Genomic DNA, 23,728 nt, shown 5'->3' on the forward strand with positions numbered 1-23,728 from the left:
ATTCCCAAACGCAGCAGGCTGCACAAGAATTTCCTGCACTTTTTGTGCAGTTTTTTGCTTATTCGTCGTTTTTGACCGCAAGTCAAGGCAAAACAGCAAGATAGTACAAACGTATAACAAGAAACGGGCTGTTCAAAGCCTTCTTAAACAGGTATCATGTAGGTAAAGAAAGTAAGTCCGACGCGCCCGGCATCGCTCGCCGCGTCATGGATCGGAAAGGGACACAAACATGGAGCAGCTCGGAAGACTGACGCTTCCCACGGATGCAGACGTCGTTGACGAAACCCTGCGTCTGAAAAATCTGCTGGGAGCTGACGCCCTGCGCGACTGCGACGGCACCGAAATGCCCGCAGAGCTTTTGCAGGATCCTGCAAAGAAATACGCTACTTATTATACGACCCGCAAGGACAACGCCTGGGCTGAGGCAAACCCCGATGAGGTCCAGCAGGAGTACCTTATCAGCGACCGCCACACCGCGCGCGGCACGAAGCTGCGCATCCACCTGATGGACGGCTTCCACACCCAGCAGCTGAAAGTCAACACGCTGGACGACCCCAAACGTTGGTGGGAGGTCATCGACCGCACGACCGGTGAGGTCGTACCCACCGACAAATGGTTCTTCGATGAGCCGACCGGCGAGGTCGAAATTGAGACGATCCCCTATCACGAGTACACTGTCAGCTTTCTGGCGTTTTTGATCTGGGACCCCGTACACATGTACAACTTCCTGACTAACGACTGGAAGGACACGCCCCACCAACTGACCTACGATGTGCGCCAGCCCAAGACGCAGGCGTATGTAAAAGAAAAGCTGCGCCGCTGGTGCGAGGCCAACCCCCACATTGATGTGGTGCGGTTCACGACCTTCTTCCACCAGTTCACGCTGACGTTCGACGACCAGAAGCGTGAGAAATTCGTCGAGTGGTTCGGCTACAGCGCCAGCGTCAGCCCCTACATCCTCGAAAAGTTCGAGAAGTGGGCAGGGTACAAGTTCCGCCCCGAGTTCATCGTGGACCAGGGCTACCACAACACAATGTTCCGCGTGCCCAGCAAGGAGTTTCGCGACTTTATCGAGTTCCAGCAGCAGGAAGTCTGCGCACTCGCCAAAGAGATGGTGGATATCGTCCACTCCTACGGCAAAGAGGCGATGATGTTCCTCGGCGACCACTGGATCGGCACCGAGCCTTACGGCAAGTATTTTGCCTCCATCGGGCTGGACGCCGTGGTCGGCTCGGTCGGCAGCGGCGTTACGCTGCGAATGATTTCCGACATCAAGGGTGTCAAATACACCGAAGGCCGTCTGCTGCCCTACTTCTTCCCCGATGTGTTCACCGAGGGCGGCGACCCCATCGGCGAGGCCCGCACCAACTGGATGAAGGCACGCCGTGCCATCCTGCGCAGCCCGCTGGACCGCATCGGCTACGGCGGCTACCTCAAGCTCGCCAATAACTGGCCCGGCTTTATCGACGAGATCCAGAATGTGGTCAGCGAGTTCCGCCAGATCCACGAAAACATGCAGGGCACAAAGTCCTACGTTGCCCCGTTCAAGGTCGCCATCCTCAACTGCTGGGGCGGTTTGCGCAAGTGGATGAGCAATCAGGTTCACCACTCGATCTACCACCGCGAGACCTACTCCGCCGAGGGGGTGCTCGAATGTCTGAGTGGTATGCCGTTCGACGTGGAGTTCATCGACTTCGATGACATCCGCAACGGCATCCCCAAGGACATCGGTGTCATCATCAATGTGGGCGATGCCTACACGGCCTTCAGCGGTGCCGAGAACTGGATCGATGAGCAGGTCGTGACCGCCATCCGCAAATTTGTGGACGAGGGCGGCGGCTTCATCGGCGTGGGCGAGCCTACCGCCTGCCAGCATCAGGGGCGGTTCTTCCAGCTCAGCGATGTGATGGGTGTGGACCGCGAGATGGGTTTCTCGTTAAGCACCGACAAATACAACACCTGCGACCCGCACCACTTCATTCTCGAAGATGAATCCTTCACCGGCAAGATCGACTTTGGCGAGGGTACGACCCGCATCTACGCGCAGGGCAAGCATTACCAGATCCTTGCACAGGACGGCGAATACAGCCAGCTTGTTGTGAACGAGTACGGCAAGGGTCACAGCGTCTACTTTGCCGGGCTGCCCTACTCCCCGCAGAACTGCCGCATTTTGCTGCGCGCCATCTACTACGCCGCCGGTATGCCGGAGGAGATGAAGCACTACTATGTAACCAACGTGGACACCGAGGTCACGGTATTCCCCGAAACGAAGCGCATCGCGGTCATCAACAACTCCGAGCAGGAGCAAAAGACCGACCTCTACATCAAAGGCAAGCTGATCGACCAGCTGACCTTGGCCCCGCGTGAGATGCGCTGGGTCAGCGACGCCCAATAATCACCGATAATTATGCTTCGCACCGTGCGCGGCATACATTATAGAAAGAATGGAGAAATTCCAAGGAGGAAACCACTATGAAAAAGAAGAATGCAGCAGCCCTTCTGGCCGCCGCCATGGCCGCTTCTATGCTGGCCGGCTGCGGCGGTGCAGCCAGCAGCTCCACCACCCCCGACAGCAAACCTGCCGAGTCCGTCGCGACCAGCAGCGCCGCCACCGAGGCTGATGAGACCCTGACCGTCTGGGCCTGGGACCCCAACTTCAACATCTACGCTCTGAAGCAGGCTGAGGCCATCTACCAGAAGGATCACCCCAACTTCAAGCTGAACATTGAAGAAAACGTTTACAACGACATCGAGACCAAGCTGATCACCGCTGCCACCAGCGAGGACTACAGCACCCTGCCCGACATCTTCCTGATGCAGGACTACTCCTACCACAAGATGGTCGCCAACTTCCCCGGCATCTACACCGAGCTGGACAACGGCGGCTTCAACTGGGACGACTTCTCCGGCGGCAAGCTGGCTGACTCTACTGTGGACGGCCACCACTACGGCATCCCCTTTGACAACGGTGCTTCCATCATGGCCATCCGTTCCGACATGGTCGAGAAGGCCGGCCTGACCGTTGCCGACTTCAAGGATCTGACCTGGACCGAGTTCATGGAAAAGGCTCAGAAGGTCGTTGACGCCAACGGTGTTCCCATGCTGACCTCCAGCGGCGGTTCCGAGCTGATCATCGAGATGCTGCAGTCTGCCGGTGCTTCCCCCGTTGTTGACGGCACGGTCAACATCGCCGATAACGCCGCCCTGAAGGAGTCCATGACCGTCTACAAGGAAATGGTCGACAAGGGCATCCTGGCCGAGTACACCGACTGGGATCAGTACATTGCCTCCATGAACGACGGCAAGGCCGCCGGTGTCATCCAGGGCTGCTGGATCATGTCCAGCATCCAGGCTGCTGAGGATCAGGCCGGCAAGTGGGCCATCGTCAACATGCCCAAGCTGGAGACCGTTGAGGGTGCCACCAACTACGCCAACTGCGGCGGCGCAAGCTGGGCCGTTTCCTCCAACTGCAAGAATGTCGATCTGGCTTACGACTTCCTGAAGAGCACCTTCGGCGCCAGCGTCGAGCTGTATGACGACCTGCTGCCCAATGCCGGTGCCATCGCCAGCTACCTGCCCGCTTCCAAGTCCGACATCTACAACCAGCCCTCCGAGTTCTACGGCGGCCAGACCGTTTACAAGGACATCGTTGAGTTCGCCAGCCAGGTTCCCGCTTTCGATTGCGGCGCTTACTACTCTGACGTTCGCAGCGCTCTGACCGACGCCATCACCAATGTTGTGCAGAACAACGCCGACGTTGAGGCCGAGATGAAGACTGCTCAGGACACCGTCGAGTTCAACATCGCCGGCTAAGCCTGACTTTGACCCCCATCCGATAACAACTAACAATCTGCCAAGGGCATGGTTTGCATCCGATAGTGTTTCTGCAAGCCGTGCCCTTGCTTTATGATTCCGTTCGTCCTGTTAGGAGATATCAACATGAAGAAAAAAGGACTTGATATGGAGCAAAAGCGCAACCTGATCGGTTGGGCGTTTTTGCTGCCTGCTACGATCCTGATATTTGTATTCTGCTTTTACCCCATGGTGCAGGCGCTGATGCTCTCGTTCCAGAAGGGCATGGGCAGCAATGTTCAGCCGGCAGGTTTTTCCAACTATGCGCGTATTTTGAAGGACGCCACCTTCCAGCAGTGCCTGTTCAACACGGTTTTCTATTTCGTGATCCAGGTACCCATCATGCTGATCCTGGCGTTGATTCTGGCTCAGCTGCTCAACAGCCCCGACCTGAAGGGCAAGGGCATCTACCGCACCATGATTTTCCTGCCCTGCGCCACCTCTCTGGTTTCTTACTCCATGATTTTCAAGTCACTGTTTGCCAACGACGGCCTGATCAACCGGGTGCTGTCCACCGTGGGCATCCCCACAGTGGATTGGTTCCAGAACGCATGGGCAGCACGCTGGGTCATCGTTATTGCGCTGGTCTGGCGCTGGACCGGCTACAACATGGTGTTCTATCTGGCCGGTCTGCAGAATATCGACTACTCCATCTACGAGGCCGCCCGCATCGACGGCGCTTCTCCTATTCAGCAGTTCTTCCACCTGACCATTCCCCTGCTGAAACCCACCATCCTGCTGACCGCCATCATGTCCACCTCCGGCACGCTGCAGTTATTTGACGAATCCGTCAACCTGACCGCAGGCGGCCCCGGCAAGGCAACCATGACGCTGACGCATTACATCTACAATATCTCCTTTGTCGAGACCCCCAAGTTCAACTATGCGGCAGCTTTGTCTGTGTTTATTCTGGTCGTAGTGGCTGTTCTGTCTGCCATTCAGATGAAAGTAGGTGACAAGCGTGACTAAGGGCAAAAAAATTCTGACCCACGCCATCTTAATTTTTGCAAGCTTCCTGTCGGTGTTCCCGCTATACTACATGCTGTGCGGCGCAACCAATCCCAGCATTGACGTTATCCGCGGCAAGCTGATTCCCGGCACCTATCTGGTCGAAAACTTCAAGGCGCTGGTCGCCAACCAGAACCTGGCGCTGGCCATGTCCAACTCCTTCCGCAACGCCATCCTGATGACGCTGATCACGCTGCTGGTCTGTTCCATTGCCGGATACGGCTTTGAAATTTACCACGACAAGGCAAAGGACATCCTCATGAGCGTTCTGCTGCTGGCCATGATGCTGCCGTTTGTCGCCATCATGATCCCCCTGTTCAAGATGATTTCCGCTTGGGGCCTTGTCAACAGCTGGGCGGCCTTTGTTCTGCCGTCCATCTCGACGCCGTTTATGATCATGCTGTTCCGCCAGGCGGCGCGCAGCTTCCCCAGCGACATCATCGAGGCCGCACGTCTGGAGGGACTGAGCGAGATCGGTATCTTCTTCCGCATGTTCATTCCCATCATGCGCTCCACCTACGGCGCCGCCATGACAGTCACCTTCATGAACGCATGGAACAGCTACCTGTGGCCGAAGATCGTATTCCAAAACAACAGCTCCATCACGATGCCTATGCTGGTTGCCAACCTCAAGAGTGGCTACAGCGTGGACTACGGCATGCTGATGCTGGGCGTTCTGATCTGCACACTGCCCACCGCCATCATCTTCCTCTGCCTGCAAAAGAGCTTTGCCAACGGCATCACGGGTGCGGTCAAGTGATGAAACGTACATACTGCTTAACCCCGCGGGAATGGCGCTATGCGCAGGGCTGCCTGACGCTTGCCAAACGCTTGGGGTTGATCGATGACGACAGCCCCGCCGCACTGGAAAAGCGACGTACCGCCAAAAATGCCGCGATATCCCGCAGCGAGGCAGAGGGTGCGCCGGTATACGGCACACGGTTCTTTTCCGCCCCCGCCTACCTGCAATTTGAGCTGACCCGCTTTAAGCTGGACTTTGTCGAGCCGTGCGAGAAAATTCGCGCGCTGGGTGTCTGCCCGACGTTTACCGATGAGCAAACCCGTGCATGGTACGATGCCAACCCCGATTTGTTTACCCGCTATTTCGGGGACAGCTTCTCCTACGAGGAATCGCGCCTTATCATTGAAAAGCGTATGCGGGAGGAGGTGTACGACAACCTTGTGCAAGACATATTATGTGAATCCGCTGATCGGCAATGACGCCAACGACGGTCTGCACAAGGATCGTCCCCTCGCCACGCTGTTTGCGGTCAACCGCCTGGCTCTTGCCCCCGGCGACAGTGTGCTGCTGATGCGCGGCTGCCGCTTTGAAAAACAGTTTTTGCAGCTGCCATGCAGCGGCACAAAAGACTGCCCCATCACCATCGGTGCTTATGGTGAAGGCAGCGCTCCCGCCATCGACACCGACGGACAGGGTATCTGGTATCAGGATTACGGGTGTGAGCTGGACTCCCCCACCCATGTGTATCACGGCTATGTTTCCTCCGCCGTGCTGCTGTATGATGCCGCCTATGTCACGGTGCGCGATTTGGAGCTTACCAACCGCGCCGAGGCTGTGATCGGGGAGCGTTACTCCCAGCCCGACAAGATGCAGCGCACCGGCGTGGCCGTTGTGGCCAAAGACAAGGGTGTTCGCCGCGGCATCACGCTGACAAATCTGATGATTCATGACGTAAACGGCAACGTGTACGATAAGCACATGAACAACGGCGGCATTTATATGACCGCCCTGCGCCCCACCGATGAAACCGCCACCGGCCCCGCCCGCTTTGCGGACATTTTGGTGGAAGGCTGCTATGTTGCCAACGTCAGCCGCTGGGGCATTGCCGTGGGCTACACCTACGCCCATGCGCAGTTCCAAGGCGCCGAGCTGGACGAGAAGTCCTTTGCCGCATACGGCCATGAGAACATCGTCATCCGCGACAACTATGTCAAGGCAGCCGGCGGCGATGGCATTACCGTGATGTATGCCCTGCGCCCGTTGGTCGAGCACAACACGGCGGATTCCGTTGCCTGTGAGATGAACGACCGCGTATACAGCGAGCCGGGCAACCGTCTGGGCAAGGTCGCAGCAGCCATCTGGCCGTGGAAATGCAAGGACGCACTGTTCCGCCATAACGAGGCTGTGGACACCCGCCTTAACCAGGACGGTATGGCCTATGACGCCGACTCCGGCGACGGCACCGTGTACGAGTACAATACCAGCCGCATGAATGAGGGCGGCTGTGTGATGTTCTGCCTGCAGGAGGCTATCCACAACACCTTCCGCTGCAACGTCAGCTATGACGACCTGGGCGGCACCATCAGCCCTTCCGAAAATCCGGATGCCCTGATAGCGGACAACACCTTCTATGTCCGCGAAGGTGTTCCCTTTGTTCGACCCCACATGGGCGGCGGCCGCTACACCGAAAAAAACAACACGGTCATTCCCCTATCTGAAAATACAACGGAATGACGGCATTCAGTGACCCAACGCCTGCTGCCCTGCGGGTGTTGGGCCGTTTTTTTGCTTTATCAAAAAAATTACAAAATTTTGCAGATTTTTACTTGACAAAATCAAGTAATGCGACTATACTATGAAATTGAAAGGAGATGAACGTCCACCTGCCATGTTTCAGAAAACACTTTCCTACTATGTCGCCATGCTGTACCGCAGTTTTTCCACCTTTACCGGGGAGCGCCTGCAAAAAGTAGGCCTGAATTTCGGCCTTCTGTTTTTCATCGTGTATATCGGTAAACGGCCAAACTGCACCCCGTCAGAGCTTACCAAGGAGTTGTCGCTCGACTGGGGGCACAGCCAGCGATGTGTAAACCGACTGGTAGCGGACGGTTTTATCACCAAGGAAAAATCCGGGCGCCATTATCTGCTGCATCTGACCGAGCGCGGGCAAGAGGCCTTTGAGGCCTCCCACCGTGTGTTCTTTGATTGGGACAGCACCTTTATGACGAATCTCAACGACAAGGAAAAAGAACAGCTGCTTGCGTTATTGCAAAAAGCAGCACAGGGGGTACCGCATCATGTACGAAACGATTCAGAGTCCTGTTAATTACGGTGGTTTACAGCTTAAAAACCGCATCATCTTTGCGCCGACAACCTTCGGCCTTTCGGACGAGGAGTATTTTGAAAAGATGCGCCGTATCGCGGCAGGCGGCTGCGCCATGATCATTGTAGGCGATGTGCCCGTAGGCAAAAGCGCTTTTGAGAAGTCCCTGTTTGACAAAAAGGGCTTTGCCTACTACCAAAAGCTGACGGAAATCGCACACAGCTATGACTGCCGCATCTGCGCACAGCTGCATCAGTCGGATTCCAACATGCTGGCCATGCTCAAGTATGTGCCGGGTGTGCTGACCAAGAGAATTTCCATGCAGGAGCTGCGTCCCTTGCTGAACAACGAGGTCGCACCTTACATCTCCAAGCTGTCCGTAAAGAAGATCAAGAAAATCACCGACGGTTTCGGCAGGGCTGCCGTTCTGGCTGTCAAGGCAGGCTTCGATATGGTGCAGGTACACGGCGACCGCATGTGCGGCAGCTTTAGCTCCACCGTGTTCAACAAGCGTACCGACGAGTACGGCGGCAGCGCCGAGAATCGCGCCCGCTTTGCCGTCGAGGCTGTCAAGGCCATCCGCAGCCGTCTGCCGGAGCTGCCCATCGACTACAAGCTGGCGGTCCGCCAGGAAGAACCGCACTACGGCAACGCCGGTGTGCTGGAGGCCGAGTTGGGCATCTTTGTTCCCCTGCTGGTGGACGCCGGTGTTACCAGTTTTCATGTGACACTGGCCAACCATTCCAGCCTGGAGGACACCATTCCCCCTGCCAACCACCCGTACTTCAAGGGACAGGGCTGCTTCCTGAAATTCTGCGATGAGGTGCGTAAGTTTACCGACAAGCCCATCACCGGCGTGGGCGGCCTGAGCGACCCCGCCTTTGTAGAGGAACAGCTGGCTTCCGGCCGCATCACCTGTGCCGCCATGAGCCGTCAGCTGTTGGCTGACCCCGAATGGCCCAATAAGGTCGCCGCCGACCAATGCAAAGAGATCCACCGTTGCGTCCGCTGCAATAAGAAGTGCCTCGGCGGTTTGCAGCTGCATCAAGGCACGCATTGCATTTACGAGAAGGGGTAATCATGAAAACTTCCATCGTGTACAGCAGCAAAACCGGTAACACCCGTCAACTGGCCGATGCCATCGCCGCCGTCCTGCCGGAAAGCGACATCCTCTACAACGGCACGCCGAGCGATGCCGCGCTGGCCGCCGACCGAATCTATATCGGCTTTTGGACGGACAAGGGCAGCTGCAACAGCGAGATTGCAGACTTCCTCAAAACCGTGCGGGGCAAGCAGGTTTTCCTGTTCGGCACAGCCGGTTTCGGTGGAGATGCAGCCTATTTCGACAAGGTTCTTTCGTCTGTCAAAAAGCATCTCGACCGCAGCAATACACTGATTGGCAGCTACATGTGCCAGGGCAAGATGCCCCAGTCTGTGCGCGACCGTTATGTTAAGATGAAAGCCTCCCCCGTTCCTGTTCCCAACGTGGACATGCTGATTGAAAATTTTGACCGCGCTGCCACCCACCCCGACACGCAGGACCTGCAAAGCCTGAAAGATATCGTGGCACAGCTTGCCTGACCTGCTTACTTTTTACAGAATTGCATTACAGTCCGCCCGCACCGTGTGTGCAGGCGGACTGTTTTTTGTCACACAAACCGCCAATGGATATAGTTTTTCCGTCCCTAAACAAACAGATCTCAGCGTATGCCCAAATTTTGTAAATATTCAAAAAACCTTAACTTTTTTCGCGCAATATAATGTTATAGTAATACAAAAGCAAGGGTTCGGATCTTACTGTTTTGGGGATATTTGCGAGCACCATGCAAGAACAACTCTCTGTTGAAAGGTGGGCGTATCATTGAATGTAAAACTGAAGGAAAAAATCAGCGAGTCACTCTCGGCCGTGCTTCCAATTACCGGAATTGTCTTGATGCTCAGTGTATTTTTGATACCGATGGAGTTGGGAAGTGTCGTCATGTTCCTGACAGGGGCACTTATGCTGATCATCGGCATGGGGTTCTTCCAGCTCGGAGCCGAGATGGCCATGACCCCCATCGGGGAGGGGGTCGGCGTGCAGATATCCAAAATGCAAAAGCTGCTCACTGTCCTGTTGACGGGGTTTTTGATGGGTGTTATTATCACAGTTTCCGAACCGGATCTGCAGGTGCTGGCCGGGCAGGTGCCGTCGGTACCCAACGAAGTACTGATCCTGACCGTCGCACTCGGCGTGGGTTTTTTTCTGGCGCTGGCCATTGTGCGTATTCGCTATAAAATCAGCCTTTCCATGCTGCTGATCGTTTGCTATCTCGTGCTCATTTTGGTGTCCATGTTTGTGCCCAAGGAGTTTTTGGCTGTAGCCTTTGACTCCGGCGGCGTCACAACCGGCCCCATGACCGTACCGTTTATCATGGCGATGGGCGTCGGTCTGGCCTCCATGCGCAGTGATAAAAATGCCGCAAATGACAGTTTCGGTCTTGTGGCACTCTCCAGCGTAGGGCCGATTCTGGCGGTACTGATTCTTGGCTGTTTCTTTAAGCCGACCGAGGCTGCCTACTCCCTGACCGACGTGGCAACGGTCGTGACCACACAGGACGTTGCCCGCGTATTTGCGCAGGGTCTGCCGCTGTATGCCAAGGAGGTTCTCATCTCTCTTGTGCCGATCCTTTGGGTGTTTTTGATTTTCCAGTGGATGACCCATCGGTATCACGGCGTGCAAATTAAGCGTATTGTCATCGGTTTTGGGTATACCTACATCGGCCTGGTGCTGTTTCTCTGCGGCGCCAATGTTGGCTTTGCGCCCGTCGGTGCCTACCTGGGCAAGGAACTGGCCGCCGTATCGTTCCGTTGGATCTTAGTACCGATCGGTGCGCTGATCGGCTATTATATCGTAAAAGCCGAGCCGGCCATTCAGGTGCTGAATCACCAGGTCGAGGCGGTAACAAACGGCGCCATATCGGTAAAAATGATGAACCGTTGTATGCAAATCGGTGTTGCCGCCAGTGTCGGTCTGGCCATGCTGCGCGTATTGACAGGGATATCCATCCAGTGGTTTGTCATCCCCGGTTACATCATTGCCTTGGTGTTGTCCCGCATGGTGCCGGATATCTTTATCGGCATCGCCTTTGACTCCGGCGGTGTAGCCAGCGGCCCGATGACCTCGACCCTTCTGCTGCCGCTGAGCATCGGCGTCTGCGAGGCACTGGGCGGCAACCTGATGACCGATGCCTTCGGTGTGGTGGCTCTGGTCGCACTGACACCGCTGATTGCCATTCAACTTATGGGGTTGGTTTACAAGGCAAAGACCGCTAAGAAAACGCAGACCGTACCGGCCGCCATTGCCGACGACTGCGATATGATCGTCGATCTTGAGGAGGGCGAGTAATATGGAGCACGAAAAGAAGGTTGCTTTCCAGCTGTTGGTGGTCATCACCACGCCAAAGCTGGCCGAGCGCGCGGCGGAGATGTTCAAAAAAGGCTCTCTGCCGCTGCAATACCGCTTTAATGCCGAGGGCACGGCCTCCAGTGAGATCATGGATATGCTGGGCCTTGGCAGCATTGATAAGAGCGTACTGATCAGCATGGTGCCCAAGCACCTTTCGCCTGTGCTGATGGAGAAACTTTACACCGACCTGCAGATGCACAAAGCAAACAGCGGCATCGCCTTTACCATGCCCCTGAACGGTGCCAACAATATGATTTTACGCATTTTGGCCCACGATGCAGGAAAAGATGTCACGAATACTGCCGGAAAGGATGAAAACACTATGTCTGAAACGAAACATTCTCTGGTTGCTGCCATCGTAAACAGCGGCTTCAGCGACGATGTTATGAAGGCCGTTCGCACGGCAGGCGCCAAGGGCGGCACCGTCATCCGCAGCCGCCGCATCGGCAATGCGGAGACAACCGGCTTCTGGGGCCTGAGCGTGCAGGATGAAAAGGAAATCGTTCTGATCCTGACTGAGTCTGCCAACAAGGTAGCCCTGATGCAAAGCATGGGCGAAAGCTGCGGTATGCACAGCGACGCGCAAGGTATTTTTATCTCCCTGCCGGTGGATTCCGTGACCGGCATGTAAAGACAATCGGTCGCCCTTCGGGGCGGCCGATTTTTTGCCGCATACATCATACCGCAAAAACCGTCGTTTACTTTTTCCGCGATATCGACTATAATAGCAAAGGAATCCAAGGTAGCAGCAAGGAGAAAGAACTATGGCGAAAAACAAAGAACACCGTCTGTCGGCCGCCGTGCAGGAGGTCTGCATTCTGACGGCGGGCGTGGCAGTTATTGCCGCAGCGGTATATTTTTTTCTGGTGCCGAGCCATGCCTCGGTCAGCAGCATTTCCGGTCTGGGCATTGTGCTGTCCAACTTTGTGCCGCTGCCCCTCTCGGCCATCACGATGATTTTGAACGTTGTGCTGCTGATTATCGGCTTTTTGACCTGTGGGCGGGAGTTTGGCGCCAAAACAGTCTACACCAGCATCATGCTGCCGCTGCTGATCGGCATATTGGAGCGGCTGTTTCCCGACATTGGCTCGCTGACCGACAGCCAGGAGTTGGACGTGCTGTGCTATATCCTTGTGGTCAGCGTCGGATTGAGCATCCTGTTCAACCGCAACGCCTCATCGGGCGGGCTGGATATCGTGGCCAAAATCATGAACAAGTATCTGCACATGGATTTAGGTCGGGCGATGTCGCTTTCCGGCATGTGTGTGGCGCTGTCGGCCGCGCTGGTCTACGACAAAAAGACCGTCGTGCTCAGCGTACTGGGCACCTATTTTAACGGTATCGTGCTGGATCACTTCATTTTTGACCACAACATCAAGCGCCGCGTCTGCATTATCACCAAAAAGGAGGAGGAGCTGCGCCATTTTATCCTGCACGATCTGCACAGCGGGGCAACGGTGTACGAATCCTTCGGAGCCTACAATATGGAAAGGCGCCGCGAGATCATTACCATTGTGGACAAGTCCGAATACCAAAAGCTGATGAATTTTATGAACCGCGAGGATCCGCATGCGTTCATCACGGTCTACACCGTCTCGGATATGCGCTACCAGCCCAAGAGTATTACCGACTAAACAGCAAAGCCGCCGGTTTGACCGACGGCTTTTTCTGTTCCTGTTTTATATTTGTACATCTTTGCGGGTTTTGTTCGCAGTACCTTTTATGGCACATAACATGGCCTATAATAGAAGTATCGAAGAACTTCTCAGAGGCCATCCGTGCCGAGTTGCCGGGGCTTGGCTGCGCTGGATATGTAGCGAACAGCCCCTACACCGTGTTGGGTGACTGCCTCAGCGCCGGCAGATTATATGACAAAATTGGGCGGAAAGCAACCGCCAAGGTCGTGTATGTACTGGAAAATGCCGTTGTCTGCAAGGTCAAACTGAACGGCAGCGAACTCCTGTGCAACAACAATCTCCCACAACCGGAAACGGCAGCGCCGCAAACTCTGTAACCTACCACTGCTCAAAATGCACGCGGTTTTCCTCATAGCGATCTTCGCGCGGGGATGTCAGGTCGATGGCGGGGTAGCCCAGTGCCAGGACAGAATGGGGCACAATATGCTCCGGCAGGGCGAACAGCTTTTGTTGCGCCTGAACCCTATCCATCTGCGGCCAGGTTCCCAGCCAGACCGCGCCAAGTCCCAGTTCCTGCGCCGCCAGGCAGATATTTTGTGCAGCAATCGCGCCGTCGATGACCCAGTAATCCTGTGCGGGCGGAAATGCACGCTGCAAATCGCCGCAAACCAGGATCGCGGCGGCGGCCCCCCGCAACGGCTCGGCCGGGCGGCCGTTGGCATCTGCCATCTGTGTCAACCTGCCGCGGTCCGTCACGACCACGAACGACCAGTCTCTTGCATTGACACAGCTTGGCCCACTCATGGCAGCCTGCAAGAGTTGGTGCAGCTTTTCCGATTCGATCGGTTTGTCGATAAATTTCCGACAGCTGCGTCGGGTAAGTATCGCTTGCTGTGTATTCATTCGGATATCTCCTTCCTTGAAATCGTTTTCAGCAGCCTTTCGTGCATCGTGCCCATGAGCAGCAGCAGCCCCAACAGGTAGAACGGATACAGGGCAATGGTCGTATGGTTGGCAATCACGCCGAACAGCGGTGCCATCAGGCAGTTGCCGATGTAGGCGCTTGCCATCTGCACGCCGATAATCGCCTGAGATTTGTCGGCCCCAAAGTAATGCGGCGTGGCATGTATCACGCTGGGGTAAATCGGCGCACAGCCAAGACCGACCACGATCAGACCAGCCAGCGTCACATTTTCCCCAAGCGGCAGCAAAAGCACCGCCAAGCCGATGGTAATAATGGCCACACCCATGCGGATCATCTGCGAATCATTCAGCTTTAAGGTCAAAAATCCGCAGAGCGCCCGTCCCACCGTGATTCCGACATAAAACAGACCGGCAAAGCCCGCAGCGGTTTCGGGTGCGATGCCTTTGTATAGAACCAGATAACTGCCGGCCCACAAACCGGCTGTCTGTTCCAAAGCACAGTAACAGAAGAACATGACCAGCACCTGCCTTACCCCCGGCACGCGCAAAATTTGCGGCAGCGTCAGCGCACGGGACGGAGTTTCCGGCTCGTCGGTGTCTGCAGCGGCGTGCGGTTTCCAAAGCGGCAGGCTCAGGAAAATGATGACCGTCAGCACAAGCTGGATGACGCTGATAATGCGGTATCCGGCATGCCAGCCCCAGTTGCGGGACAGTGCCGCCCCCATGATGTACGGCCCCACCGAGGCCCCCACGCCCCACATGCAATGCAGCCAGCTCATGTGGCGGCTGGCGAAGTGGAGCGCCACATAGTTATTGAGTGCCGCGTCCACACTGCCGGCGCCCAGACCATACGGCACCGCCCACAGGCAAAGTGCCCAAAAGGAGTTGCTGACGGAAAATCCAAACAGTGCCAGTGCCGTCAAGCCTACACTGGCTGCTGTCACAGCCCCCGCGCCGAAACGGCGGGTCAGGCGGTCGCTTTGCAGACTGGAAATCACCGTTCCCACCGAGATGATGCAGAAAATCACCCCCGAATAGGAAATCGGCACGCCAAATCCCTGATACACGGACGGCCAGACTGCCCCCAGCAGGGAGTCCGGCAGGCCCAGACTGATAAAAGAAAGATAAATTACTGCCAGGAGCAGATGGATCATTTTGTATACTCTCCCTTAACTAAGACTACAATGTGAGGAACAACAAACGGCAAGACTTCCCTGCGCATTGGCAGTATTATATCACAGATTTCCTGATTGTGCGATAGTGTTTTCCTGCTGCACACAAAAAAGAAAATCGGCAGGGCGCAAAGCCCTGTCGATAGTTTGGCGGCATCAGAACTCGGATTGCTGTTGCGCCATCTTAGATTTATTGGATGCAGGAAACTCAAATTCCTTCACCCAGTCGATCAGGTAGGAGGAAATTGTGACGGTGACCAGCGAAAACGCAATGCGCATCACGGGGATATAACTCAACGAGAGCAGCAAAACGACCAAGTCGGTAAACAGATACGAGCGCGACAGCCGACATTTTGTGATATGGGAAATCGACAGCGCCAGCGCATCGTCACCGCCGCTGGAGCCGCCCTGACGAATGATCAACCCCACGCCGATACCGACAAACAACCCGCCCAGCACAACCGCCGCCAGCGGGTACTCCGACAAATCGGGCAGCATCGGCGGGAACTGCTCCCATACCTTATAAAAACCGGATACAAACAGCGTAGAGATGATGGATATCTTGATAAAGCCGCCGCCCAGATACTTATAAGCCAAAAGATAGCAGGCAATGTCCAGCACCGGCGTAATGTAGGCAGGTGAAAATTTGCACCAGTGCTCGACAAAAAGCATCAGGCCGATCACGCCGCCCTCGGTAATATGGGTGCGCTGGTGGATATTGTGGATGCCAAAGGTGCATATCATGGCACCCAGCATAATAAGCAAAATCTTTTTCAGGGTAAGCCCTTCTGTCAGCTTAGCCCAAAGCTCGGAAACGCGGGATTTCAATCTGTGTGTCCTCCTTGTTCAATGACCACTTATATGCTATAATTATAAACTATATAGTAACTATAAAGTCAAGGAGTTTTCATGAAAAACCTGTTTTCTGTCGGTGAGCTGTCAAACTTGCAGAACATTTCCCGCCAGACTTTAATTTTTTACGACAAAATCGGGCTTTTTCGCCCGGCCTATGTGGACCCGCAAAACGGTTACCGCTATTACAGTGCCGCCCAGCTGGATTCTTTGGATACCATCTGCATCATGAAGAAAATCGGCTTTTCACTGGATGAGATCAAGACATACCTGAAAGAATACACGCTGGACACCTCCCTTGTCGCCCTGCGCAGGCAGCTGACCATCATTGAACGCCAAATTCAGGATCTGCAGGTCATAAAAAGCCGTGTCGAACACCGCTGCCTGCAGCTGGAACAATCGGCCTCCATCCGTGACAAAATTGCCGATGTATCAGTCCAAACCGCCAAACAGCAAACCATCCTGCTTCAGGAAGTTGCCGCCCCCTACACCCTGGAGATGGTCAGCGTGGCGACAAAACAATGCTTTGTGCGCTCTTTCAGGGAACGGTTGCCGGTTTTCTTTCAAAGCGGAGCCATCGTGCCGCTGTCGCGCATCCGACAGGGACAGTATACCCTGGCCTCCCATGCGTTTTTGCCCATTGAAAACTGCCCTGCCGCCGGTGTTGTCGAGCTGCCTGCCGGGCCGTGTGTAGTCACCTACCACACGGGGGATTATCCATCCATCGGCATTGCGTATGAGCGCATTTTGGCATATTGCCGTGAGCATCAGCTGCGCATCATCTCCGATTCCTACGAATTTGCCCTGACCGACTATTTATCCACCGGAGATGAGACCGAATATATCACAAAGATCCTGTTCTATGTCGAGGATGCACAATAAGCATCGACCCACACAGCAAATTTAGCCCCTGCCATTTACACAGCTGCTGTCTTGCGCTATACTGGTAGTAATCTACTTTATTATATAAAGGAGCATACAATCATGAGCGATAGCAAAATCATCATCGACATTGTGGTCGATGTGCAAAAGGACTTTATCACAGGGGCCTTGGCCAACGAACAGGCACAGGCCAACGTGTCGCATCTGGCACAAACTGCCCAAGACCACGCCCGCGAGGGGCACTGGATGTTCTTTACGCGCGACACCCACCACGACAATTATCTGACCACCCGTGAAGGCCGCCACCTGCCCGTTGCGCACTGCATTGAGGGTGAGGACGGCTGGAACCTGGCCGCGGAGCTGGAATCCGCGATGGCCGACACTGAGCCTGTCGTCTGCCGCATTATCGACAAGCCGACCTTTGGCAGCTATATGCTGCCCGGCGATATTCTGGACGAACTGATGGCTCACAACAAGAGCGTGGAGGACATTGAAAAATTTGTTGTCTACGGCTACTGCACCGATATCTGCGTCATCAGCAATGCCATGGTTCTGCGCGCCGCCTTCCCCGAAACTGAAATCGAGATTCAGGCTGATTGCTGCGCCGGTGTAACACCGCAAACCCATCAAACCGCATTGGATGCCATGCAGGCCTGCCAGTTTACGATCGTTTCGTAAGAGAAACCCGGAAAAATACACATGCCAAACGTCTTTCTCCTGCGGAAAGGCGTTTTTTCATTTGACGGATATTGCAGTAAAATTCTTACAAAAGAATTACAACCAAACCACGATCCATCGACAAGATAATCCTTTTCCTCTGCCGCATACCGCAAAACGGAACCGTTTCCATCTAAATTGTAACCTTTTTTGGAAGATATAGCCAAATTCAGACATTGCCATTCGTGCAAAGCCACAAAATTGGTTAAAATAAACATTTTTCCCTTGATTTTTCAGTGGAATAGGTGTATTATAATGTCAATCCGAAGCGGAAACGTTTCCGATGCAATTCCAAGTTCATGTATCCAATGTTTTTCTTTAGAAGGAGGAAAAACCATGAAAACCAAGAAAACTTTGTCCCTGACCCTCGCGGCCGCCATGACCGCCGGTCTGCTGGTCGGCTGCGGCGGTGGCGCTGCCAGCTCCAGCACCCCCGCTGCTTCCAGTGACGCCCCTGCTTCCAGCACCGCTGCCCCCGCTGCCCCCGCAGCCGCCGGCAAGGTCTACTACCTGAACTTCAAGCCCGAACAGGATGAAGCCTGGCAGAAGCTGGCCGCCACCTACACCGAGGAGACCGGCGTTCCCGTAACCGTCGTTACCGCCGCCTCCGGCCAGTACGAAACCACCCTGATGAGCGAGATGGCCAAGAGTGACGCCCCCACCCTGTTCCAGGTCAACGGCCCTGTCGGTCTGGCCAGCTGGAAAGACTACTGCTACGACCTGTCCGGCACTCCCTTTGCCGGTGAGCTGACCAGCGACACCTACTCCCTGAAGGACGGCGACGCCACCCTGGGCATCGGTTACGTTATCGAGAGCTACGGCCTGATCACCAACAAGACCCTGCTCGAGCAGGCCGGCTACAAGGCCGAGGACATCAAGAGCTTTGACGACCTGAAGAAGGTTGCCGAGGACATCACCGCCCGCAAGGACGAGCTGGGCTTTGCTGCCTTCACCTCCGCCGGTATGGACGGTTCCTCTGACTGGCGCTTCAAGACCCACCTTGCCAACCTGCCCATCTACTTTGAGTATCAGGCAGACGGCATCTCCTCTACCGATGCCATCAAGGGCACCTACCTCGACAACTACAAGAACATCTTTGATCTGTACATCAACAACTCCACCTGCGATCCCGCCGAGTTGGCAGGCAAGACCGGCGATGACAGCCGCAACGAGTTCCTGAACAAAGAGGCCGTCTTCTTCCAGAACGGTTCTTGGGAGTACAACAACCTCGTCGGCGAGGACAAGCCCTTCACCGATGACGACCTGACCATGCTGCCCATCTACATTGGCGTCGGCGACGAAGCCAACCAGGGCCTGTGCACCGGCACCGAGAACTACTGGTGCGTCAACAAGGAAGCCAGCGCCGACGACATTCAGGCTACGCTGGACTTCATGTACTGGTGCGTCACCTCTGAGGAAGGCACCACTGCCATGGCAAACGACATGGGCTTTGTTATCCCCTTCAAGAAGGCTGTCGAGTCCCCCAACCTGTTCGTCAAGGTTGACAACGCTATGACCGCCGCCGGCAAGACCCCTGTGGCCTGGAACTTCTCCACCATGCCTTCCGAGAACTGGAAGAACGGTGTGGGTTCTGCCCTGACCGCTTACGCTGCCGGTACCGGCACTTGGGACGCTGTTGTCACCGCTTTCGTCGATGGCTGGGCTACCGAGGCTGCTCTGAACGCCGCCTAATCGGTTAAACAATTCCTGCATAGAATCACCGATCAACGGGGCGGGCGAGATTCGCCCGCCCCGCTTTTATTTGAAAAAATGGGGGAGCTTTTCCATGGAAAAAGCCATAAAACGCTACTGGCCCGTGTTTGTGCTGCCGACCCTGATTGCCTTTATCATCGGCTTTGTATGGCCGTTTATCTGGGGCGCCGGGTTGTCCTTCTGCAAATTCACGACCGTAAAAAATGTGTCCTTTGTGGGACTCAGCAACTATAAAATGATTTGGTCCGACGCCACGTTTATGCATGCGTTCTGGTTCACCGCTGCCTTTACCGTGGTGTCCACCGTGCTCATCAACGTGCTTGCCTTTGGCATTGCCCTGCTGTTGACCCGCGGTATGCGCGGCACCAACGTGTTCCGCACCGTGTTCTTCCTGCCGAACCTGATCGGCGGCATCGTTCTGGGCTACATCTGGCAGATCCTGCTCAACGGCCTTTTGACCGCATGGGGCAAGCCGCTGCTGGCGCTGAACGCCACCTACGGTTTCTGGGGCCTGATCATCCTGATGTGCTGGCAGCAGATCGGTTATATGATGATCATCTACATTGCCGGCTTGCAGAATGTTCCCACCGACCTGATCGAGGCTGCACGCATCGACGGCGCAACCTCCCGCCAGATTCTGTTCAAGATCAAGATCCCCATGGTCATGCCCAGTGTTACCATCTGCACCTTCCTGACCCTGACCAACTCCTTCAAGCTGTTCGACCAGAACCTGTCCCTGACTGCCGGCGAGCCTGCCAAGCAGTCCATGATGCTGGCGTACAACATTTACGACACCTTCTACGCCCGTTCGGGACCCCAGTGGAAGGGCATCGGCCAGGCCAAGGCCGTGGTATTCTTCCTGTTTGTGGTGGTCATTTCCCTGATTCAGCTGCAGGCAACACGTTCTAAGGAGGTACAGCAATAATGGGTGCTACCAAAAAAGACCGCCGCATCAACGCGGTATTGTCGGTCGTTCTGGGTATCCTGTGCGTAGCATGGATGTACCCGGTGTTCATGATTCTGATGAACTCCTTAAAGACCGAGCGAGCCATAACGACCACCCGCGCCTTCGAGCTGCCCAGCGTCGACACCTTTGTGGGCTTAAAAAATTACATTTACGGCATTCAGGAGATGGACTTTTTGTCCTCCTTCTGGTATAGTTTTGTCATTACCATCAGCTCCGTGGTGCTGATCCTGCTCTGCTGCTCGATGTGCGCCTGGTACATCACCCGCGTGCAGGGCGTGCTGTCCAAGGGAATGTACTATCTGTGCGTATTCAGCATGATCGTTCCGTTCCAGATGGTTATGTTCACCCTTGCCAAGACCGCTGACACCCTGAAGCTCAACAACCCCTACAACATCTGCATCATCTACCTGGGATTCGGCGCAGGTCTGGCCGTGTTTATGTTCACCGGCTTTGTCAAGAGTATGCCCATCGCCATTGAGGAGGCCGCCATGATCGACGGCTGCAACCCCCTGCAGATTTTCTTCCTGGTGGTCTGCCCGATCCTGAAGCCCACGATGATCTCCACCGCTATTCTGGAGACCATGTGGGTGTGGAACGACTACCTGCTGCCCACGCTGGTGCTGGATATCAAGGTGTATCGTACCATCCCGATGGCCATCCAGTATTTCCGCGGCAGCTACGGCAAGGTGGAGATGGCCCCCATGATGGCCTGCATTATGATCACGGTTCTGCCGGTCATCGTGCTGTACCTTCTCTGCCAGAAGTACATCATCGATGGCGTTGTCGCCGGTGCTGTGAAGGGCTGATTTTAACCGAAAGAAGGCTTTGCCCATGACGATCAAAGACATTGCGCGGGAATCCGGCTACGCAGTCGGCACCGTATCGCGGGCGCTGAACAACGCCCCCGGCATCAGTGCCGAGACCCGCCGCCGGATTCTGGAGGTGGTCAACCGCCACAACTATGAGCCTAACGCCAATGCCAAGCACCTGAAGCAGCAGGCAAACGACGGCATTGCCCTGATCGTAAAAGGCACCCAGAATATGCTGTTTGCGGATATTCTGGAACATCTGCAAAGCGAGATCGCCGCCAGCGGTTACATATCCTTTGTCTATTACATTGACGAGGAAGCCAACGAGGTAACGCAGGCCAAGCGCATCTGTGCCGAGCGCAAGCCCTACGGCATTATGTTTCTCGGCTCCAACCTGGACTATTTCACCCCCGAACTGGAAACCTTGGGTGTACCCTGCGTACTGCTTACCAACAGTGCCTCCAGCCTGCAGATTTCCAACTTGTCCAGCGTAACGGTTGACGACATGGCCGCCGCAGACCGAATGATCGAGTATCTGTATGATCACGGGCACCGCCGCATCGGCGTGATCGGCGGCCGCCCTGACTTATCCCGCCCCAGCTTATCCCGTTTGGCTGGCGTCCAGAGCGCCATGGTGCGGCTGGGTCTGCCGTTTTCCGTTGAAAAGCAATATGCCTACGCACGATTTTCGCTTGCCGACGGTTACAAGGCGATGGAGCGTCTGCTCAAGACCGCGCCCGATATCACCGCCGTGTTTGCCATGTCCGACTTAATGGCGCTGGGTGCCATCCGTGCCCTGCAGGACCACGGGCTGCGCGTACCGCAGGATATTTCGGTGACCGGATATGACGGCATCGCCCTGGGGCAGTACAGCATCCCCCGCCTTGCGACGATTCGCCAGGGCATGGAGCAGCTCGCCGTGCGCAGCGCCAAGATACTTTTGCACAACATCAAGGAACCCGGCACCGCCGTGCATGAGGTGGTTCCCTTTGAATTGATTGAGGGCGAAAGCGTGTGTACGCTGACCCCGTAATGAGAAAGAGGTTTTCCCGGATGAGAGCAAGCGGCATCTTAATGCCCATTTCCGCACTGCCTTCCCCCTACGGTATCGGCACCATGGGGCAGCAGGCGCGGCAGTTTGTAGATTTTTTGCACAAGGCCGGGCAGTCCTACTGGCAGATTTTGCCCATCTGTCCGACCAGCTATGGTGACAGCCCCTACCAGTCCTTTTCTACCTATGCGGGCAATCCCTATTTTATCGATTTGGACGAGCTGGCCGCGCAGGGACTGCTGCGCCCCAAGGAGTACAAGCACATCGACTGGCAATGTTCGCCGGAGTGCATCAACTATGGCGTTCTGTATCAAGAGCGCTACGCCGTGCTGCACCTTGCCTGTGAACGGCTGCTGGCCGCACCCCCTGCCGAATACCGTGATTTTGTCAAGCAAAATCGTTTCTGGCTGCCCGACTATGCCCTATTTATGGCGCTGAAGGACGCCCACGGCGGTGCTTGCTGGCAGCAGTGGGCGGAACCCCTGCGCCGCCGCGAGGCAGATGCCGTAAAGGCCGCCCGCAAGCGTTACGCCAAGGAGATCGCCTTTTGGCAGGCTGTGCAATACCTGTTTTTCCGTCAGTGGCAAGCACTGAAGGATTACGCAAATGCGCGGAATATTCAAATCATCGGCGATCTTCCCATCTACATTGCGCTGGACAGCGTCGATGTATGGAGCGACCCGCACCAGTTCCAGCTGGACGAGCACCTGAACCCGACCGAAGTGGCGGGCTGTCCGCCGGACGGATTTTCCGCCACGGGGCAGCTGTGGGGCAACCCGCTGTATGACTGGGACGCCATGGCAAAGGACGGCTTTGCGTGGTGGGTACGGCGCATCAAACACATGTGCAGTATCTATGACGTTGTGCGCATTGACCATTTCCGTGGGTTTGCCGGGTATTACGCTATCCCCTACGGCAGTGAAACGGCTGCCTGCGGGCGCTGGCGCACCGGCCCCGGCTACGCGCTGTTTGCCGCCATCAAGAAAAAGCTCGGTGCGCCGCGCATTATTGCCGAGGACTTGGGCTTTTTGACTGAGGACGTCAACGCCCTGCTGCGCAAGTGCGGCTACCCCGGCATGAAGGTGCTGGAGTTCGGCTTTGACAGCCGCGACGGCGGCGAGTACCGTCCCCACAGCTATCCTGTAAACAGCATTGCCTATGTGGGCACCCACGACAACGAGCCTGTCAACGGTTGGGTGGAAACCGCCGCGCCCGAGGATATTGCCCGCGCCGTGCAGTACCTGAACCTGACCAAGCAGGAGGGCTACCACTGGGGCATGATGCGCGGCATCTGGGCCAGTGCGTCCGAGTTGGCTATCGTGCAGGCGCAGGACATTTTGGGTCTTGGCCATGAAGCCCGCATGAACACCCCCTCGACCGTGGGCAGCAACTGGTGCTGGCGCGCCAAGCGCGGCGTGTTCAATGACCGCCTTGCCGCCAGGCTGTATCAGGCTGCCGAGCTTTACGATCGACTGCCCCGATAAACCACACATCAAACACCGCATAGTTGCGCCTTTTTTGGCAAGACTGTGCGGTATTTATTTTGCGCCGTGACCGACCGCCGCTACTTTGCGGCGAAACGGCCATACCGTGCGAATTGTTTACTTTTTGTACACCAAAGTCCCGCTTTGTCA

General features: G+C 55.7%; 22 protein-coding genes. 19 read left to right on the top strand and 3 right to left on the bottom strand.

Annotation, left to right across the window (positions count from 1 at the left end; all coding sequences use genetic code 11):
• Nucleotides 1-229: 229 nt before the first annotated feature.
• From gnpA to Q0I19_RS04795, 12 genes are all read left to right on the top strand, one after another.
• Nucleotides 230-2,395 carry a 1,3-beta-galactosyl-N-acetylhexosamine phosphorylase gene (gene gnpA, locus Q0I19_RS04740; protein ID WP_294760020.1) on the top strand — a complete coding sequence of 722 codons (2,166 nt, stop codon included), beginning with the start codon at nt 230-232 and terminating at the stop codon, nt 2,393-2,395.
• A gap of 77 nt (nt 2,396-2,472) precedes the next feature.
• Nucleotides 2,473-3,813, top strand: coding sequence for an extracellular solute-binding protein (locus Q0I19_RS04745; RefSeq protein ID WP_294760021.1), 1,341 nt, complete (start codon nt 2,473-2,475; stop codon nt 3,811-3,813).
• 126 nt (nt 3,814-3,939) lie between these two features.
• Nucleotides 3,940-4,821 carry a sugar ABC transporter permease gene (locus Q0I19_RS04750; RefSeq protein WP_294760022.1) on the top strand — a complete coding sequence of 294 codons (882 nt, stop codon included), beginning with the start codon at nt 3,940-3,942 and terminating at the stop codon, nt 4,819-4,821.
• Nucleotides 4,814-5,620 (top strand): carbohydrate ABC transporter permease, encoded by an 807-nt coding sequence (locus Q0I19_RS04755; protein WP_366012420.1) that lies wholly within the window; start codon nt 4,814-4,816, stop codon nt 5,618-5,620. Before Q0I19_RS04750 ends, Q0I19_RS04755 begins: the two co-directional genes overlap by 8 nt.
• Nucleotides 5,620-6,081: a hypothetical protein gene (locus Q0I19_RS04760; RefSeq protein ID WP_294760023.1), complete on the top strand. Its 462-nt coding sequence runs from the start codon at nt 5,620-5,622 to the stop codon at nt 6,079-6,081. Before Q0I19_RS04755 ends, Q0I19_RS04760 begins: the two co-directional genes overlap by 1 nt.
• On the top strand, nt 6,041-7,336 hold the full coding sequence (locus tag Q0I19_RS04765) for a right-handed parallel beta-helix repeat-containing protein (protein WP_294760024.1): 1,296 nt from the start codon (nt 6,041-6,043) through the stop codon (nt 7,334-7,336). Before Q0I19_RS04760 ends, Q0I19_RS04765 begins: the two co-directional genes overlap by 41 nt.
• A 121-nt stretch (nt 7,337-7,457) precedes the next feature.
• Nucleotides 7,458-7,928, top strand: coding sequence for a bilirubin utilization transcriptional regulator BilQ (gene bilQ / locus Q0I19_RS04770; RefSeq protein ID WP_294760026.1), 471 nt, complete (start codon nt 7,458-7,460; stop codon nt 7,926-7,928).
• Complete coding sequence (gene bilR, locus Q0I19_RS04775; RefSeq protein WP_294760027.1) at nt 7,900-9,003, top strand: bilirubin reductase; 1,104 nt, start codon at nt 7,900-7,902, stop codon at nt 9,001-9,003. Before bilQ ends, bilR begins: the two co-directional genes overlap by 29 nt.
• Before the next feature lie 2 nt (nt 9,004-9,005).
• Nucleotides 9,006-9,506, top strand: a complete 501-nt coding sequence (gene bilS, locus Q0I19_RS04780) for a flavodoxin family protein BilS (RefSeq protein ID WP_294760029.1) — start codon at nt 9,006-9,008, stop codon at nt 9,504-9,506.
• A 280-nt stretch (nt 9,507-9,786) separates the two neighbouring features.
• On the top strand, nt 9,787-11,310 hold the full coding sequence (locus Q0I19_RS04785; protein WP_294760031.1) for a DUF1538 domain-containing protein: 1,524 nt from the start codon (nt 9,787-9,789) through the stop codon (nt 11,308-11,310).
• 1 nt (nt 11,311) lies between these two features.
• Nucleotides 11,312-12,001, top strand: coding sequence for a hypothetical protein (locus Q0I19_RS04790; RefSeq protein WP_294760033.1), 690 nt, complete (start codon nt 11,312-11,314; stop codon nt 11,999-12,001).
• 133 nt (nt 12,002-12,134) lie between these two features.
• Nucleotides 12,135-13,004 (top strand): YitT family protein, encoded by an 870-nt coding sequence (locus tag Q0I19_RS04795; RefSeq protein ID WP_294760035.1) that lies wholly within the window; start codon nt 12,135-12,137, stop codon nt 13,002-13,004.
• A 381-nt stretch (nt 13,005-13,385) separates the two neighbouring features.
• Here the strand turns inward: Q0I19_RS04795 and Q0I19_RS04800 are convergent, their stop codons facing one another.
• From Q0I19_RS04800 to Q0I19_RS04810, 3 genes are all read right to left on the bottom strand, one after another.
• Nucleotides 13,386-13,910, bottom strand: a complete 525-nt coding sequence (locus tag Q0I19_RS04800) for a nitroreductase family protein (RefSeq protein WP_294760037.1) — start codon at nt 13,908-13,910, stop codon at nt 13,386-13,388.
• On the bottom strand, nt 13,907-15,085 hold the full coding sequence (locus Q0I19_RS04805; RefSeq protein WP_294760038.1) for an MFS transporter: 1,179 nt from the start codon (nt 15,083-15,085) through the stop codon (nt 13,907-13,909). Before Q0I19_RS04805 ends, Q0I19_RS04800 begins: the two co-directional genes overlap by 4 nt.
• Nucleotides 15,086-15,259: 174 nt before the next feature.
• On the bottom strand, nt 15,260-15,931 hold the full coding sequence (locus Q0I19_RS04810; RefSeq protein ID WP_294760039.1) for a YitT family protein: 672 nt from the start codon (nt 15,929-15,931) through the stop codon (nt 15,260-15,262).
• Between the two features lie 81 nt (nt 15,932-16,012).
• On the opposite strand from Q0I19_RS04810, the gene Q0I19_RS04815 reads away from it, so the two are divergent.
• The 7 genes from Q0I19_RS04815 to malQ all read left to right on the top strand — a co-directional run bounded on the left by Q0I19_RS04815 (nt 16,013) and on the right by malQ (nt 23,578).
• Nucleotides 16,013-16,837, top strand: coding sequence for a MerR family transcriptional regulator (locus Q0I19_RS04815; protein WP_294760040.1), 825 nt, complete (start codon nt 16,013-16,015; stop codon nt 16,835-16,837).
• A gap of 102 nt (nt 16,838-16,939) precedes the next feature.
• Entirely contained in the window at nt 16,940-17,515 is a 576-nt protein-coding gene (locus tag Q0I19_RS04820) for an isochorismatase family cysteine hydrolase (protein ID WP_294760041.1), read from the top strand.
• A 417-nt stretch (nt 17,516-17,932) separates the two neighbouring features.
• Entirely contained in the window at nt 17,933-19,246 is a 1,314-nt protein-coding gene (locus Q0I19_RS04825) for an ABC transporter substrate-binding protein (RefSeq protein WP_366012440.1), read from the top strand.
• Nucleotides 19,247-19,340: 94 nt separating this feature from the next.
• Entirely contained in the window at nt 19,341-20,192 is an 852-nt protein-coding gene (locus Q0I19_RS04830; RefSeq protein ID WP_294760044.1) for a sugar ABC transporter permease, read from the top strand.
• Entirely contained in the window at nt 20,192-21,040 is an 849-nt protein-coding gene (locus Q0I19_RS04835; RefSeq protein WP_294760045.1) for a carbohydrate ABC transporter permease, read from the top strand. Before Q0I19_RS04830 ends, Q0I19_RS04835 begins: the two co-directional genes overlap by 1 nt.
• A 25-nt stretch (nt 21,041-21,065) precedes the next feature.
• Nucleotides 21,066-22,076, top strand: coding sequence for a LacI family DNA-binding transcriptional regulator (locus tag Q0I19_RS04840; protein WP_294760046.1), 1,011 nt, complete (start codon nt 21,066-21,068; stop codon nt 22,074-22,076).
• A gap of 20 nt (nt 22,077-22,096) precedes the next feature.
• On the top strand, nt 22,097-23,578 hold the full coding sequence (malQ, locus tag Q0I19_RS04845; protein WP_294760048.1) for a 4-alpha-glucanotransferase: 1,482 nt from the start codon (nt 22,097-22,099) through the stop codon (nt 23,576-23,578).
• Nucleotides 23,579-23,728: the final 150 nt, after the last annotated feature.

The sequence above is a fragment of the uncultured Gemmiger sp. genome (genome assembly GCF_934561205.1).
In the GTDB taxonomy this organism is placed as follows: domain Bacteria; phylum Bacillota; class Clostridia; order Oscillospirales; family Ruminococcaceae; genus Gemmiger.

Bases quoted from the DNA above. Each gene is read 5' to 3' on its own strand.
- gnpA (WP_294760020.1), top strand. From the start codon at position 230: ATGGAGCAGCTCGGAAGACTGACGCTTCCCACGGATGCAGACGTCGTT.
- Q0I19_RS04745 (WP_294760021.1), top strand. From the start codon at position 2,473: ATGAAAAAGAAGAATGCAGCAGCCCTTCTGGCCGCCGCCATGGCCGCT.
- Q0I19_RS04750 (WP_294760022.1), top strand. From the start codon at position 3,940: ATGAAGAAAAAAGGACTTGATATGGAGCAAAAGCGCAACCTGATCGGT.
- Q0I19_RS04760 (WP_294760023.1), top strand. From the start codon at position 5,620: ATGAAACGTACATACTGCTTAACCCCGCGGGAATGGCGCTATGCGCAG.
- bilQ (WP_294760026.1), top strand. From the start codon at position 7,458: ATGAAATTGAAAGGAGATGAACGTCCACCTGCCATGTTTCAGAAAACA.
- bilR (WP_294760027.1), top strand. From the start codon at position 7,900: ATGTACGAAACGATTCAGAGTCCTGTTAATTACGGTGGTTTACAGCTT.
- bilS (WP_294760029.1), top strand. From the start codon at position 9,006: ATGAAAACTTCCATCGTGTACAGCAGCAAAACCGGTAACACCCGTCAA.
- Q0I19_RS04790 (WP_294760033.1), top strand. From the start codon at position 11,312: ATGGAGCACGAAAAGAAGGTTGCTTTCCAGCTGTTGGTGGTCATCACC.
- Q0I19_RS04795 (WP_294760035.1), top strand. From the start codon at position 12,135: ATGGCGAAAAACAAAGAACACCGTCTGTCGGCCGCCGTGCAGGAGGTC.
- Q0I19_RS04800 (WP_294760037.1), bottom strand. From the start codon at position 13,910: ATGAATACACAGCAAGCGATACTTACCCGACGCAGCTGTCGGAAATTT.
- Q0I19_RS04805 (WP_294760038.1), bottom strand. From the start codon at position 15,085: ATGATCCATCTGCTCCTGGCAGTAATTTATCTTTCTTTTATCAGTCTG.
- Q0I19_RS04815 (WP_294760040.1), top strand. From the start codon at position 16,013: ATGAAAAACCTGTTTTCTGTCGGTGAGCTGTCAAACTTGCAGAACATT.
- Q0I19_RS04820 (WP_294760041.1), top strand. From the start codon at position 16,940: ATGAGCGATAGCAAAATCATCATCGACATTGTGGTCGATGTGCAAAAG.
- Q0I19_RS04825 (WP_366012440.1), top strand. From the start codon at position 17,933: ATGACCGCCGGTCTGCTGGTCGGCTGCGGCGGTGGCGCTGCCAGCTCC.
- Q0I19_RS04830 (WP_294760044.1), top strand. From the start codon at position 19,341: ATGGAAAAAGCCATAAAACGCTACTGGCCCGTGTTTGTGCTGCCGACC.
- Q0I19_RS04835 (WP_294760045.1), top strand. From the start codon at position 20,192: ATGGGTGCTACCAAAAAAGACCGCCGCATCAACGCGGTATTGTCGGTC.
- Q0I19_RS04840 (WP_294760046.1), top strand. From the start codon at position 21,066: ATGACGATCAAAGACATTGCGCGGGAATCCGGCTACGCAGTCGGCACC.
- malQ (WP_294760048.1), top strand. From the start codon at position 22,097: ATGAGAGCAAGCGGCATCTTAATGCCCATTTCCGCACTGCCTTCCCCC.